Below are 15,123 nucleotides of genomic sequence, written 5' to 3'. Positions count from 1 at the left end.
AATGCGATTTGTCCTTTTGGCAGTTTACGATTTTTAATGTTAATAGCAATTCACGGTGAGCACTGTCGAACCGTTAGGTAAGAAGATTGATGCGCTAACACCTCATCGAAGGATGATAAGATGTTGACGCGATTGGAGGGGCAATCCTTTGTTTCTACTGTTTCTATGGTAAGACACTCAGCCTCTATCCAGAAAACAGAGATCAGTTGATTTGATTGTCACTTGTTTTTCGTGATTATGCAAAAGATTTTGGGTTTAACCTTTCTCGATACACAACTGAGTTATGCCAGGCATTGATTGACTGATGATTCTGCTGTACCTTAATTGAATTAACCAAAAACTGGTTTCACCGAATTGATCAACTAATGGGTCAGAATAACTTCGTAAAGAATTTTCATCTTCTATGGGTATCATCGATTGGAGCATTGTTGCCGTTTACGCCCTGATCGTCATCAGCATTGGGATGATTGCGAGTCGTAAGCAAAATAACACTGATGAATATTTTCGCGGTGCTCGTCAAATCCCTTGGTGGGCGATTGGTTTTTCGATTGTTGCTACCTCATTCTCCGCTGCTTCCCTACTCGGAGGACCTGGGCAAGGTTATGGACATGGTTTTTTATACTTACAACTTCAGTTGGGGGATTTAATTGGTTATGGATTAGTGATTGCCCTATTTTTACCTTTTTTTATTAATCTTAATTTGACAACAGCCTACGAGTATTTAGAAAGGCGCTTTGATGCAAAAACTCGCTCTCTGGGGTCACTGTGCTTTCTTTTATTTGTCATTGCTCGCCTGGGTGCCTTGCTCTATGGGGCATCGCTGGTGGTTTCGACTGTAACCAGAATTCCTCTCTACCCAGCGATTATGATTGTTGGTTTAATCTCAATTGTCTACACTGTAGCGGGTGGCATTACAGCAGTGGTTTGGACAGATGTGTTGCAGTTTGGCATGATTTTTCTAGGCTTGGGCGCAGGAGTTTGGGCAGCTGTTTCGGGTGTCAATGGTGGCTTGGGTACCCTGTGGCAAGCTGCTGGGGAGGCCGGGAAACTAACCATGTTTAATACCTCTTGGGAACCTGATTCTATCTATTCTCTACCAACGGCTTTGTTGGCTTATGGCATCCTTGCCTTTGCTGTGGCTGGGACCAATCAACAATCGGTACAACGGTATGTTTCCTGTTCTGATGTGCCCTCTGCGCGGAAAGCCATTTTACTGGGCTGGTTTTCTGGCTTTGTGGGAGTGGCGGCGACGCTTTTTCTCGGCGTGATCTTATTTGGTTTCTATTCTCTGAATACGGGTCTCCCCGAAGAGATTGTTGGCGATCAAATTTTGCCCTATTTTATCGTTAACCAAGTGCCGGTAGGAGCATCAGGTTTTTTAGTAGCAGCGATTTTTGCAGCAGCGATGTCATCAATTGACTCAGCCTTACACTCTTTAGCAACCTGTATGACAGTTGATTTTTATGATCGATATTTCTGCCACCAAGAAAATGAATCAAACTCCCTACGAGTTGCGCAAATTTTAATTGTTTTTTGGGGGATTTTAGGTATTTTTTCGGCTTTTTATGTTGCTTCAACCGGTAAAGATTTATTACCCTTCCTTGTTAGCTATACCACGATTTTCTTAGGGCCGTTATTAGGAATTTTTTTGATGGGAGTCCTGTTTCCTCGCATTAATGCCAATGGCGCCTTTTATGGTACTGTTTTAGCAGTGATTCTAATCATTATTAGTTCTGAAGCAGGATGGTTAACGTTTCCAGGGATCTGGCGATCAGCAATTACCGCGCCGATGGGAATAATCCTTGGTTTTGGCATTTCTCTATGCGGTAAAATTCCACCCGCTCGGTCAATACAAGGTTTAACCCTCTGGACTCAAGAATCCAAAAGGCATCAACCGCTTGGACGTCCTGGTTTAGAGGATGATGACTAGAGAAATTCATGGAAATGACCGATCCTATAATTGAAACAAGTATTAATCAATGAGTGATAAAAATAACGGATGGATATTAAGTCAAATGACTTAGAAATAAATTTCAAGCAGCTAATTGCTTTTTCTCCATTAACCATTCAATCAACTTGTTCTGTTGCTGAAGCTTTAAGATTAATCACCTCCCAAGCACAGGGGAATAATGATTTTTCAGATAAAAATTCTGTGTTAGTAACAGCACAAGAAAAGTTAGTTGGGCGCATGAGTGCCCAACAAATTTTGGCATTATGTGCTCAAGGAGAAACATTAGAAACGCTAGCCGTAGAAGCAATGATGCTTCCTCGAGAACCGACGGTTTATGAGTCGGAATTAAGTTGTATTGCTCGCGTTCTTAATCAATTACAACAGAATCAAACTTCTGAAATTGCAGTTATTAATGATCAAGATGAGGTTGTGGGAGTGTTAGACTCTGAGCGTGTTTGGCACGATCTTGCTAAAACGAATACCCTGCATCTGAAGCAACAACTCGCAGCAGAACAGTTTCTCAATGAGATTTCTCAAGCCATTCATGGTTCTCTCAATATTCAGGAAGTTCTGCATCTTGCAACTCAAAGAAGCTGTACTTTTCTAGGCAGTGATCGCGCTCTAATTTATCAATACTCTGCCCAAGGAAAAGGTCGCGTGGCTTCTGAAACTACCCTTTCTGAAGAAGTCTCTCCCTTGCCAAAGGAACTGTCTATTTTTGAGAATCTTGAGAATAACTCAGAAGACTTAGCATCGTATCGCCAAGGGGCTGTCCAGGTCATTTCAGATGTCTGCGAATCAAAGGTGTTCTTTGCTCAACAACTGATTAATGCTGAAATTAAGGCGGTCATCATTGCCCCCATTGTTTGTTCAGGGAAACTGTGGGGCGTCTTCAGCGTTAGTCAACAGGCTACCCCTCGACAGTGGACAACTGAGGAAGTCAAAGTCGTAAAACAAGTGGCACAGCAATGCGCGATCGCGATCCAGCAAGCCCTGATCCATCGTAACCTGCGTCGAGAGGTGACAAAACGCAAAAAAGGGCAACGGCACCTCGAAAATCAGCAACAACAATTGCTCAATATCGCCAACAGTATTCCCGGCGGAATTTATCAATTTTCCGTCAGCCCTAATGGAGAATGGTCATTTCCCTTTGCCAATCAAGGGGCACTCAATTTATTTGGTATTCCCGCCGACGTTGATTTCTCAGTTGCCCAACATTGGTTAGACCGGATCCATCCTGAGGACTTACAGAAAGTCAACAACAAAATTGAAATGGCGCTTTGCCATAAAACCCGGTGGCAATGTGAATTTCGGGTTGTTCGTGCTGACGGCATCCGCTGGGTTGAGAGCATTGCTGACATTCCTGAACAGCGAGAAGATAACAGTGTTGTTTTTAACGGCGTCGTTTTAGATACGACAGAACGCAAAAATGCTGAGAATGGCTGGCGGACGCTCGTCGAAGCCAGCAAAAATTTTAGCAGTAAAAATTTTTTAGCGTCAGTGGTGGAATATATTGCAAACACCTTGGACGTTCATTGGGTCATGGTTTCCCAGAAAGAAGGTAATGCTATACAAAGCAAAGCAATTTGGGGCAATGGGAAACTACAACCGAATGTGAAACTATCTTTGACTGATGACAGCCCTTGTGTGGATATTATTCGTTTTCAATATCATAATGGCTTAATTTATCAAGACAATGTCCAAGACAATTTTCCCAATAATGAGCTGCTCAAAGCTACAGATGCCAAAGTCTACATTGGTCTACCGCTCTTAAATTTGAAAGAAGAGGTCGTTGGCAATCTTTGTATTTTTCATCGCCAACCTCTCACAGGAATTGATCGGATCAAAGCAATTCTTAATGTCTTTGCAGACCGCATTGCTGCAGAATTAGAGCGCACAGAAGCTTTGGCTAACCTGCAAGCTTTTAACCAAGATTTAGAGAAGCAAGTGGCAGCCCGGACCGCAGATTTAGCAAAAAGAAACCAAGAATTAGACAGCTTCTTTTCCGTGAGCTTGGATTTACTTTGTATTGCCGATTTCAAAGGGTATTTCTGTCACTTAAACCGTAGATGGGAGGAAATTTTAGGCTATTCTCTAGACGAACTGAAAACTCAACCTTGCTCGCATTTTATTCATCCTGAAGATCAAGCCGCTACGGAAGAGGCGTTGCGACGCCTCCAAAAGGATCAACCGGTGAAGTATTTTATTAATCGTTATCGTTGTGCAGATGGCTCCTATCGCTGGTTAGAGTGGAGTGCTGTACGAGTAGGAGAAAAAATTTATGCCGCTGCTCATGATGTGACCCGACGGAAGCAAGATCAAGAATATCTAGAACAAACCAATGCTGAACTCGAACGAGCCAACCGATTGAAAGACGAATTTTTGGCTAACATGAGCCATGAATTCCGCACACCGCTCAATAGCATTTTGGGATTGACCGAAGGGTTAAAAGAACAAGCCTATGGTTCTCTTAATCCCAGACAATTCAAGAATTTAGAAACGATTCACAGTAGTGGGACCCATCTCCTAGAACTGATTAATGATATTCTTGACCTCTCCAAAATTGAAGCGGGCAAGTTAGAGTTAGATATCAATCCGATCTCGCTGCAACATCTGTGTGATAGTGCCCTTTCTCTAGTGAGGGAAATGGCTCAGAGAAAGCAAATCACTCTGAAGCTTGAGCTTCCTCAGCAGTTACTGACAATTAGAGGAGATGAACAGCGTTTACGACAGGCGTTACTCAATTTACTGTCTAATGCTATTAAATTTACACCGCCAGAGGGCAAGATTACTTTGCAGGTGGCATGGATGAATCAGGGAACAGAAATGGCTTTTTCTGTAATTGATACCGGCCTTGGCATTGATGAAAAGGATCTGCCTGAGCTATTTCAGCCTTTTATGCAGCTACAGCCGCAGGCTCCGTCGTCTCACGGCGGAGTATGGCTGACTCAGCAAAGGAAGGGAACTGGCTTAGGACTGTCTCTCGTGAAACGGATTGCAGAATTACATCATGGAAACGTGAGAGTGGAAAGTACACTCGGAGAAGGCAGTTGTTTTACGATCATTGTTCCTTACACTCAGGAGCAAAATGATGCCATCGCTCTCAAAAGTGAAAATACAAGCCAAGAGAGCACCACCAGTTAGAGCAGTGATGAATCACGACCTTTAGCCAAAATTTTAATTGCAGATGATGATGAAGCAAACCTGCTCACTATTCGTTCTTATCTAGAAGCGAAGGGATATCCCATTGTTGTTGCTACCAATGGTCGCAGTGCCGTCAACTTAGCACGACAAGAACAACCGGATCTTATTCTAATGGACATTCAAATGCCAGAGCTTGATGGCTTGGAAGCGATTCGGCAACTCCGGGCGCAACCGGATTCCTTGCAAACGCCCATTATTGCCCTGACTGCATTTGCCATGTCCGGCGATCAAGAAAAATGTTTGCTCGCAGGAGCGGATCATTATCTGACCAAGCCAGTTCGCTTAAGAAATCTCCTCAATACCATTCAAAGGATGAGTGAGGGCTGATACTCCGTCTCAAATAATTTCTGTTAAAATTTGTGAAACAATGCGAATTGATATTACTAAGAACTTCCCTGAACTATGCTTGAGATGCTCCCCCCTATCAATATCGACACGACGACGATCGCGGGACTGAGCCTGTGGGCGTTTGCACTTTATCTCAGCTTGTCTTCTTTACGAGACTGGTTAATGACGCAGCTAATGCGTTGGTTTAACTTTGCTGAGCGCTCCTTGTATCTTTCCGTCCAAGAATTTGAGCGCACCCGCGAAGCGAGAGAATCTCAGAATGCCTTTTATGCTTCTGTGTTTAGTATTTTCCCTTTTCTTGCCCTGGGTAGTTTGTGCAACTATGGAGTAGAGTTGAGCTTGGGTTCGAGTTGGGCAATTAGTATGGGAATTCTGGCTTGTATGGCGTTTGGCGTTTATGAACTCGGGCGGCAATCGCAGCAGTAACAAAATCTTTGAATTCAAGTTAATATAACAGCGTAAGCAATGTCTAAGAGTAAGGAAAGACAATGGCTGACGTTATCCGAATTATCTTGTCCGTTCTTATTCCCCCGTTAGGAGTATTTCTTCAAGTTGGCTTTGGCGGGCACTTCTGGCTTAATATTTTACTCACGCTTTTGGGATATATTCCTGGTTTAATTCATGCGGTATGGGTAATTGCGAAAAAATAAAAAAATAAACCCGGGACAGCACCGGGTTTATTTTTTGCCAGTTTCGTCTGAATCAATTTACTGGCTTAGGCTTCGCCAATCTACCTCAAATCCTTCAACCAGGAGAGAAGAGTTATAAATTTGCAGAATAATCAGTAAAAAGACGAAAAACAGCCCCATAAACACTGCCATCAGAGGCGTTGTTCCCCAACCAGGAGCAACTTTTCCATATTCTGAGTTTAAGGGTTTGAGAAGATTTCCTAAGCGGGTCCGCTGTGCCATAACACTTAAATTTTGAATTTTAATCTACTTTTCCTAATTGTAATATTATTTGACCGCGGAAGGCGATCGCTTAACTCAATGAGAGTCACGCCAGAAATATGTACAATTGTAAATGATAGTTCTCATTTTTTATCATCACTATGGAATCTGCAACCCTAATTAGTATTTCCATCGGAGCTGTTGTTCTGGCGGTAACCGGTTACTCCCTCTATCTTTCTTTTGGTCCACCATCGGCAGAATTAAGCGACCCATTTGAAGATCACGAAGATTAAACTTGCTGATTTCCCCCCTTCTACTCGGGGGAAGTCACAAATAATTTATAATTGGCTCTTAATGGTTTCCACTAAGGCTTCGATTTCTGCCTCAGTGGTGAAATAGTGGACACAAGCGCGGATACAGTCGGGATCAGCTAAGGTTCGCAATAGAAATCCATCTTTCTCTAAGGCAGTAACAAACGGTTTGTGGGGAAGGTTTTCCAACTGGAAGGAAACCAAACCGGCTGCTGGCGGAGAAGTACGTAAACAGTTCAGTCCTTTGAGTTGAGAGAGACGTTCCCAAAGCATGGCGCTAAGTTTACAAATTTTCTGATAGCGTTGTGTAGGAGTTCCCCATTGCTGATGTTGCGCGATCGCGCTGCTTAAACCCATATACTGCGGATAAGCAGATGTCGCCACTTCAAATTTTCGTCCATCTTCTTTATAACTCACGGGTTTGCCCTGAGTGTCTAGATTAATCCCGCGCCAACCGATAAAAGTGGGACGGAGTTGGGAAAAACGCTCAGCAGAAATGTATAACCCACCCACTCCAGCCGGACCACACAGCCATTTGTGTCCGGTAAAGGCATAAAAATCCACTCCTGTATCGGGTAACCCTAAGGGTAACGATCCCACTGATTGCGCTGCATCCACTAAGACGAGGACGCCTTTTTCATGACAGACCCGAATAATTTCTTTGAGCGGCAAGACTTGTCCGGTATTCCACAATAAATGGGATAAGATGACTAACTTGGTCTTTTCTTGCAGGTGTTCTTGAATAACAGCGGTGGGGTCTCCCTCATTGAGGGTTGCCATAATTGGACAAAAGGAATACTGAATTCCGAAGCGATACGCCAGTTCCTGAACAGTTGCAATAATCCCGGGATGCTCGCAGTCGGTAAGTAGGATATGATCGTGATTTTGCCAATTCAGTCCCCATAACGCTATATTACAGCCAACTGTTACATTTTCCGTCAGAGTAATGGTCTCAGGTGAACTGCCGACTTCTTGGGCAATGGCTTGACGGGTCTTGGCCGTTTCTTCCTGTAACCAGGCATTGACGCGCTGAGAAAAAGGTCCCTCGGCTTGAATTCTTTCATATCCTTGCGCGATCGCGTTCCAGGTCTTTTGAGAGAGGGGTCCCTGTCCACCAAAATTAAAATAGCCTTTTTGCTGCCAAGCCATGTTCTGTTTTTAACGGTTGTCCTTACTTAGCCTAACCCTTTCTTTACATTAAAATCAAAGAGAGTAAGCGGAGAAGCAGTGACCAATCACCGATAACCCAATAACCAGTATCTAATGCTACTTAGTGATGTTGTCCTCTTAGACTATAAGCGTTGTAACCGACGACCGTTTTTAGATTTTTATGGCGATCCTAATCAACAGGAAGCGCAACGAGACTTTCTCTTCAAATTACGAGAAGAAAATAAAAAACAAGTTTTAGAAATTCTAGCTGATTCTTTTTATCATCAACCAGAAACCGCTTTCCAAGACTGGCAAACCAGTGGCCAAGAAACCCTAGCCCTCATGGAACAGGGAGTAGACTGCATCTTAAACGGAGTTTTATGGCAAACGGGGTTAGCGGGTTGGAATTTGCCTTTTTCTGTACGAGAAACAGTCACCTTATTAGCTTCTCCGAGTTTACTAGTGAAACAGCCCGGAAGTTCGATTTTTGGCGATTGGCAATATGAAGTGGTGAGTGTGAAATTAGGTCGGCGCCCAAAACCCGAGTATAAACTCGTTGCAGCATTTCAAGCCAAATTATTAGCCCTGATGCAGGGAAGTGAGTTGGTCAATCCCCGTTTAATTGTTAAATCCCGCAGTGAGTATCGAATTAACTTAACAACTTGGGTTTCTCGGATGGAAGAAATTTTAACCGCCGTTTTAGCGATGTTGATTTCTCGTCAAGAACCGGAAGTTTTTATCTCTAGACAACGCTGTAATTTATGTCAATGGCAAAGTTTTTGTTATGACATTGCCCAAGAACAAGCACATCTTTCTCTGCTGCCTGGTGTGACGCCCAGTCGTTACGAAGTTCTGAAAAAATTAGGGTTAACGAGTTTAGAAAACCTCGCCCAAGGCAATCATTTTTTACTGGCAAAAGAGTTGGGAAAAGACGTTGCATTTGACTTAAAAAAGCAAGCAATGGCGACCCTGTATCAAAAACCGCTATTAAAGTCAGGTTCTCCCGCTTCAGTTTTAGAAACAATTCCCACTGCTCACCGAGAAATTTACTTTGATATCGAAGCCGAACCGGAACGAAATTTAGATTATTTGCTAGGCGTTTTAATCGTCGATTATCAACAGCAAACTGAAACCTTTTATCCGCTTATTGCAGAAACTCCAGAACAAGAGGCTGAGATTTGGGAAAAGTTTTTAGAACTCGTTTTCCTTGATCCCCATGCCCCCATCTTCCATTACTCGAAATATGAAGTGGAAACGATTCGGCGATTGGCTGCGCTTTATCGTACTTCACGAACACAAGAGCAGTTACTCCTAAAACGATTGGTTGATCTCCATGACCGGGTCACGCGATATATGATTCTGCCGACAGAAAACTATTCTTTAAAAACAATCGCGCAATGGTTAGGCTTTCAATGGCGAGAAACTGGCGTCAGTGGAGAACAATGCGTTTGTTGGTACGATCAATGGTTAAAAACGCGCGATCGCGATCTTCTCAAGGCAATTATTCGCTACAACGAAGATGATTGTCGAGCGACTTATGAACTTAAAAACTGGCTGGTTCAATTTCTTTCTTCTCATGATCCAAAAACCGAGCAGCATTTGCATCAAGTGCAATCGATATAAAAAATTATAAATATTTTTGAATAAATGAAACGTTGGTTACAAATATTACTTCTTTTCCTAAAAAGAGAATGCTAAATTAAAAATTAAGCAGGGCGTTGGCTGGCAAAAAAACCAACACGCTTTGAGCAACGGTCATTCCCAAGCTCGTGTCGGGCGAAAGCCTGCGCCAAAGGTATTGATTTCGCGAGGGCGGATGACTCAAAAATTTTTCGCTGAGCCAAAGGTAACTTCTATGATACTGCCTATTTTCCCCTTAACCCTCCTCACCATTGCTCTTGTTAGCATTTGGTACTATCAACGCACTGCAAATGATATTTATCGGGTTCTCTCAGCAATTATCGCCATTGTTTGCTTAATTTGGGGGTTCGCGATCGCGCATTGGTCAGTTCATCTTTTGAGTCTTGTTCTCCTCTATAAATTCAACACCGTTTCTTTTAACAGTGCTGACTCGGGAAATTGAGCCTCCCACGTCTAAAGACAGTGGGATTCCCACGTTGAGTTTGGAAGCTTTCTTGATCAAATCCATTATTACTAATTGATCAACAGACATCTTAACCAAAATCCATTGGCATTTCTTAATCTCAAGCTAGATAATCAGCCTTGTGATTGTTGAATGTTAATCAGGAATTAAAGTAACCTTTGCATAATATGCATAGAATTAAACGGTTACGATAGGAAGTTAAGATGTTTCTAGTTACTGGTGCAACTGGACAAATTGGACGACGGGTCATCCGCTTATTGCGGGAAGAAGAAGAACCGGTTCGGGGATTTGTGCGTTTAGAGTCAAACTATAGCGAAATTGAACAACGCGGTGCAGAAATTTTTATTGGCGAGTTAACCCAAGAAAAAGATATTGCTAAAGCCTGTGAAGGGGTTAAATATATTATTAGTGCTCATGGTTCAGGGGGAAATGCCCAAGCCTTGGATTATCGGGCAAATATTGATCTGATTGACTATGCTAAAGCCCAAGGGGTGGAACACTTTGTTTATATTTCTGTTTTAGGGGCGCAACGTGGGTATGAAGACTCGCCAACCTTTAAAGCGAAGCGGGAAGTGGAAAAATATTTGCACAATAGTGGTCTCAACTACACAATCTTACAACCGTCAGGACTGGCTTCCGATTTAATTCCCTTAGCGGAACGGTTCCGAGATACGGGCTTGTATGTAATTATTGGCGACCCGAAAAATCGCACCTCCATTGTTAGTCCCGATGATTTAGCCAAAATAGCGATTAACTCGGTTCGCATTGACGCCGCAAACAACAAAACTTTCCCAGTCGGCGGACCCGAAATTCTTAGACGAGAGGAAATTCCAGAAATTTTGAGTCGCATTTTCAATCGAGATCCATTGCTGGTAAATGTTCCCTTATTCCTACTCGATACAATCCGTGATGGAGTGGGATTATTCGATCCCGATACGAAAAAATCTCTAGGAACCCTACGCACCTTATCTGCCAATGAATTTTTCTGTACCGAAGCAGAGATAAATGAGCTAGAAACGACGTTTAACATGAAAATGGAGTCTCTAGAAAGTTTTATTACTCGCTATTTAGGGACTTAAAATGAACAAGCAGACAAGGAAGGTTGGACAGAAACAATGGATAGCAACAACTGGATCAAACAATTGCTCATGGTTGGGGTGGGAACCACGTCCCTGGTCGCAGAAAAATTGCGAGAAGTGAGCGAACAATGGGTAAGGGACGGTAAAATTAACCCGGAGCAAGCGCGAGAGTTTGTGGATGATTTAATGAAGCAAATTCAAACTGAACAAGGAAATTTTGAAGAACAGATGGAACGCCAAATGCGGAATGCTTTGCAAGATTTAGGCGTTCCTCGTCAAAGTGAATTAGATGAGTTACGAGGACGGATTGATCGAATTGAACGTCAAATCAGGGAGTTAGAAAATCGGTCCTGGCGTTAACTATATCAGGTAGGAGGCAATTTAATGCGAGAAATTTTAGTCAGTTTTGGCGTTCTAGTGGTTTGTGTTTTAGTGCTGATTGGCGCACAGATCGTGGATCAAGGCAAACAGAATAGCGCTGTGGCATCCCCTCTGTCTGCATCCCCCTTGACTGAGGCTTCTGAGTCAGGAACCTTAGTTGCTCTCAGTTTAGAGGATGTGGCAGAAAAAGAAGATGTTAAAACCACGGAGTCAGGACTGCGTTATGTTGATATTGAACAAGGAGAAGGAGCAACCCCAAAAGAAGGACAAACTGTTGTCGTTCACTACACTGGAAGCCTTGCCGATGGGACAAAATTTGATAGTTCCCGTGATCGCGATCGGCCTTTCTCCTTTAAGCTAGGAGAAGGACAAGTGATTAAAGGGTGGGAAGAAGGAATTTCGACCATGGAAGTGGGGGGTCGTCGCCAACTGATTATTCCACCAGAATTGGGGTATGGTCAGCGGGGGGCTGGTGGTGTAATTCCTCCCAATGCAACGCTTATTTTTGATGTGGAATTATTAGAAATCTCATCTTAAATGAGCGATATTGTAGAGGCGTTCCTGCTGAATGTCTCTACAGATTCGATTCATGATCGTATCGCGCCATATTCCGAAATTCCGTCAATTCGGCGTTGAAAATGAGTTTGACCGTGCCAGTGGGTCCATTGCGATGTTTAGTAATAATTAATTCGGCTAGATCGCGATCGGGTGTATCGGGATTGTAATAGGCATCTCGATACAGCATTAGCACCAGATCCGCATCTTGTTCAATACTATTGTGAACAATAATATTATTGGCAACAAAATTATGTAATCGCGGAACAGTCAAATCGTATACAGGAAGAGAATCACTAGGGGTAAGGGAGATAATTTTATCCCAGTAAACAGGGTTTGCTACTGATGGGGATGTAATTGGGAAATTGAAAGAATGTTTTTCACCACAGAGATACAGAGGACGCAGAGAGTGAGTGAGGGTTGATTGCTTGCTGATTCGGTTGGGGTGAGTTGTAATTTCTGTTTCTGGTAAGTGAGGAGGAAGTGCAATCTTGTTTCCGCATTGCAGTTGATCTAATCGCACCCAACCATCAAGGGTTAAGAATTTATGATTGCCGGTGGCAATAATTTTAGGTCCTAAAGCGGTTTTTAATTCAAAAGTGGGCTTGACTCCTGTTGAAAAAACTCGGCTAACTGGTGCTTTTTCCATTTTCCAATTATCAGGATTAACTGCCCAAATATTAAATCCGGATTGTCCAACTAAATTTTTAATGGGAACGTCTTCACCTGTATCAGCTAGAGTAACTAGGGTATCTCCAGATAAACAGCCCGATTCCCGCAAATCAGACAGCATAGGACGTTTATTGGTTCGCTGTTCCACCCCCCGACTCAACTGAGAAAGGGCAATCACTGGGGCTTTTAATTCCCGGGCGAGGGTTTTGAGACTGCGGGTAATGCGAGATAATTCTTGTACGCGATTATCCCCTCCCCCTTCCATTAACTGTAAGTAGTCCAGTAAGACGAGTCCCAGTTGTCCGTGTTCGGCTTGTAAGCGTCTCGCCTGTGATCGCATTTCCATCACGGTCAGGGTTGCGGTATCATCAATAAAAATGGGAACCTCAGAAAGCGTCCCGATCGCGCTACTTAATTTCTGATAATCTTGTTGGCTTAAACGCCCTGAACGCAGTCGATTACTTTCAATTTTTGCTTCACTGGCAAGTAAGCGTTGACTCAATTGTTCTTTCGACATTTCCAAACTAAATAGCGCCACCGGTGCTTGATAAGTTCCGGCAATATTACGGGCAATATTTAAGCCGAATGCCGTTTTTCCCATCGACGGTCGTCCCGCCAAAATAATTAAATCGGACGGTTGCAACCCACTGGTCATGCTATCTAAATCGTAAAAGCTACTCTTGAGTCCGGGAAGTTGTTCTTGATAGTAAAGCCCTTCAATTTGATCGTAGGTTTCAATGAGGGTTTCACTCAGAGGCACTAACCCCGATTGTGGACGTTCTTGGGTAATGGCAAAAATACTTTGTTCGGCGCGATCCAAGATTGTGTTAAGCGCTTCAGTGGTATCAAACCCAAACTGCACGATCTTATGTCCGGCATTAATCAGTTGACGCCGGAGATATTTATCGAGAACCAGTTGGGCATAGCCATCAATATTGACGGCAGAGACCGTTCGGTCTGCTAGTTGGGCTAACTTGGCTTTTCCCCCTACTTTATCCAATAATTCTTGGTCGGCGAGCCAAGTGCTGAGGTTCATTAAATCTGTGGGTTTTCCTTGGGTTTGTAGCGCGATCGCGCCGCGATAGATCGTTTGGTGGGCTTGGAGATAAAAGGCTTCGGCAGGGAGAATTTCCGCAACTCGCGCGATCGCTTCTGGATCAAGTAGAATGCCACCTAAAATTGACTCTTCTGCTTCAACATTTTGAGGCGGGAGAGATTGATCGCTAAGGGGAGAGAATTCGGTCATTATTTACTAACCACAGAGACACAGAGAACACAGAGCAATCATATCAATTGATCACTGGTATTTCATCGCGTTTGAAAGATGTTTTGCAACATCTGACGGGTATTTTTTTGTACCGCTTGGTCAAGTTGGGTTACTTCTGCTTTACTCAGTCGCCAGCCCAATGCCCCAAGATTAGTTTGGGCTTGCTGTAGCGTCTTTGCCCCCGGAATCGGAATCGTTCCCTTACAAATACACCAGTTTAACGCTACTTGGGACATTGTCTTTTCCCGATTTTTAGCAATTTCTGCCAAGGTCTTCAAAACCGGTTGGATCCCAGGCAATAAATAGCGAAATAATAAGCCCCGGACTCCTTTGGGAAACACACCATTTCCATATTTCCCAGTTAATAAGCCAAGGGTGAGGGGACTATAGGCAATCAGTTGAATTCCTAATTCATCGCAAACGGCTTTCAAATCCAATTCTTGTACTGGATCAGTGGAGAGGAGAGAATATTGCACCTGTAACGTCACAATGGGAACACCGCGTTGCGTAAACTTTTGATGGACTTCCCGCAACCGCTTCGGACCATAATTGGATAAACCGACTCCTTTGACTTCTCCCTTTTCATACAAATCCGCTAGTCCCTCTAACAGGGCATTTTCTTGCCAAGGAAAATAATTGGCTGTAGGCCAATGCATTTGTACTAAATCAACATTTTTTCCTAAACGTTCCGCCGAAGCACGACCGGCTGCTAGCATAGACTGACGCGTTAAACGCCACGGATATGCAGCCAGTTTTGTCGCAATACAAATATTTTCTTTCTCGCGTCCTTGATACTCCCGGGTAAAGTGTCCTAACAGTTGCTCACTGCGTCCTTTTAATTTTCCTGTGCCATAAGAATCTCCGGTATCAAAGAGAGTCACACCATGATCGACACAGTAATTAAACACTTGTTGCAGCTGTTGATCTTGACTCTCATCGTACTCCCACAACAGCTTATTGCCCCATGCCCAGGTACCACACCCCATCACTGGAAGACGCAGCTGCTCATTGACTTGAATTTTATTCTCTTTTGCTTCCATCATCATGGGTTATCATCTTCTCCTCTAACTTTAACGCCATTCTTAAACTTAGCTTGTCACGGGGAAGCCCCGCGCTCTACCCGATCGGGTGGGCGACGGGATGAGGAGTGGTGAGTCGAGGGGTTCAATACCCCGAAGACGAACACATCTTCACCGTTTTTGCGTTATACTA

13 protein-coding genes and 4 pseudogenes are annotated in these 15,123 nt (G+C 43.5%); 13 read left to right on the top strand and 4 right to left on the bottom strand.

Annotated features, from left to right (window positions below):
• The first annotated feature begins 403 nt into the window (after positions 1 to 403).
• From GVY04_02305 to GVY04_02275, 7 genes and pseudogenes are all read left to right on the top strand, one after another.
• Complete coding sequence (locus GVY04_02305; GenBank protein NBD15002.1) at positions 404 to 1,930, top strand: sodium/solute symporter; 1,527 nt, start codon at positions 404 to 406, stop codon at positions 1,928 to 1,930.
• 69 nt (positions 1,931 to 1,999) lie between these two features.
• Positions 2,000 to 2,938: pseudogene (locus GVY04_02300) on the top strand (GAF domain-containing protein).
• Between the two features lie 555 nt (positions 2,939 to 3,493).
• Positions 3,494 to 4,276: pseudogene (locus GVY04_02295) on the top strand (PAS domain S-box protein).
• A gap of 66 nt (positions 4,277 to 4,342) precedes the next feature.
• Positions 4,343 to 4,525 (top strand): annotated as a pseudogene (locus GVY04_02290) (sensor histidine kinase).
• 72 nt (positions 4,526 to 4,597) lie between these two features.
• Positions 4,598 to 5,482 (top strand): annotated as a pseudogene (locus GVY04_02285) (response regulator).
• A gap of 75 nt (positions 5,483 to 5,557) precedes the next feature.
• A complete protein-coding gene (locus tag GVY04_02280; GenBank protein ID NBD15001.1) occupies positions 5,558 to 5,929 on the top strand; it encodes a hypothetical protein in 372 nt (123 codons plus the stop codon).
• Between the two features lie 62 nt (positions 5,930 to 5,991).
• Positions 5,992 to 6,153, top strand: coding sequence for a YqaE/Pmp3 family membrane protein (locus tag GVY04_02275; protein NBD15000.1), 162 nt, complete (start codon positions 5,992 to 5,994; stop codon positions 6,151 to 6,153).
• A 57-nt stretch (positions 6,154 to 6,210) separates the two neighbouring features.
• Here GVY04_02275 and psbH read toward each other — a convergent pair whose 3' ends face one another.
• Positions 6,211 to 6,414, bottom strand: a complete 204-nt coding sequence (gene psbH, locus GVY04_02270) for a photosystem II reaction center protein PsbH (GenBank protein ID NBD14999.1) — start codon at positions 6,412 to 6,414, stop codon at positions 6,211 to 6,213.
• A 140-nt stretch (positions 6,415 to 6,554) separates the two neighbouring features.
• Between psbH and psbN the strand changes: the two genes are divergently transcribed.
• Positions 6,555 to 6,686, top strand: coding sequence for a photosystem II reaction center protein PsbN (gene psbN, locus GVY04_02265; GenBank protein ID NBD14998.1), 132 nt, complete (start codon positions 6,555 to 6,557; stop codon positions 6,684 to 6,686).
• Between the two features lie 45 nt (positions 6,687 to 6,731).
• On the opposite strand, the gene GVY04_02260 is transcribed toward psbN, so the two are convergent.
• Entirely contained in the window at positions 6,732 to 7,853 is a 1,122-nt protein-coding gene (locus GVY04_02260) for an aminotransferase class V-fold PLP-dependent enzyme (GenBank protein ID NBD14997.1), read from the bottom strand.
• 114 nt (positions 7,854 to 7,967) lie between these two features.
• On the opposite strand from GVY04_02260, the gene GVY04_02255 reads away from it, so the two are divergent.
• The 5 genes from GVY04_02255 (at position 7,968) to GVY04_02235 (ending at position 11,954) form a co-directional block, all read left to right on the top strand.
• Positions 7,968 to 9,476 (top strand): TM0106 family RecB-like putative nuclease, encoded by a 1,509-nt coding sequence (locus GVY04_02255; GenBank protein ID NBD14996.1) that lies wholly within the window; start codon positions 7,968 to 7,970, stop codon positions 9,474 to 9,476.
• A 232-nt stretch (positions 9,477 to 9,708) separates the two neighbouring features.
• Positions 9,709 to 9,936 (top strand): hypothetical protein, encoded by a 228-nt coding sequence (locus tag GVY04_02250; protein ID NBD14995.1) that lies wholly within the window; start codon positions 9,709 to 9,711, stop codon positions 9,934 to 9,936.
• A 224-nt stretch (positions 9,937 to 10,160) separates the two neighbouring features.
• Positions 10,161 to 11,036: an NAD(P)H-binding protein gene (locus GVY04_02245; protein NBD14994.1), complete on the top strand. Its 876-nt coding sequence runs from the start codon at positions 10,161 to 10,163 to the stop codon at positions 11,034 to 11,036.
• 36 nt (positions 11,037 to 11,072) lie between these two features.
• Entirely contained in the window at positions 11,073 to 11,396 is a 324-nt protein-coding gene (locus tag GVY04_02240) for a hypothetical protein (GenBank protein ID NBD14993.1), read from the top strand.
• Between the two features lie 24 nt (positions 11,397 to 11,420).
• Positions 11,421 to 11,954, top strand: a complete 534-nt coding sequence (locus GVY04_02235; protein NBD14992.1) for an FKBP-type peptidyl-prolyl cis-trans isomerase — start codon at positions 11,421 to 11,423, stop codon at positions 11,952 to 11,954.
• Positions 11,955 to 11,991: 37 nt separating this feature from the next.
• Here the strand turns inward: GVY04_02235 and dnaB are convergent, their stop codons facing one another.
• Positions 11,992 to 13,890: a replicative DNA helicase gene (gene dnaB / locus GVY04_02230; GenBank protein NBD14991.1), complete on the bottom strand. Its 1,899-nt coding sequence runs from the start codon at positions 13,888 to 13,890 to the stop codon at positions 11,992 to 11,994.
• A 62-nt stretch (positions 13,891 to 13,952) separates the two neighbouring features.
• The gene (locus GVY04_02225) at positions 13,953 to 14,951 is read right to left on the bottom strand and encodes an aldo/keto reductase (GenBank protein NBD14990.1); all 999 of its coding nucleotides are present in this window, start codon (positions 14,949 to 14,951) and stop codon (positions 13,953 to 13,955) included.
• Positions 14,952 to 15,123 lie beyond the last annotated feature (172 nt).

The organism is Cyanobacteria bacterium GSL.Bin1 (assembly GCA_009909085.1).
GTDB lineage: Bacteria > Cyanobacteriota > Cyanobacteriia > Cyanobacteriales > Rubidibacteraceae > Halothece.
This window is presented reverse-complemented; position numbering and strand designations above follow the sequence as displayed.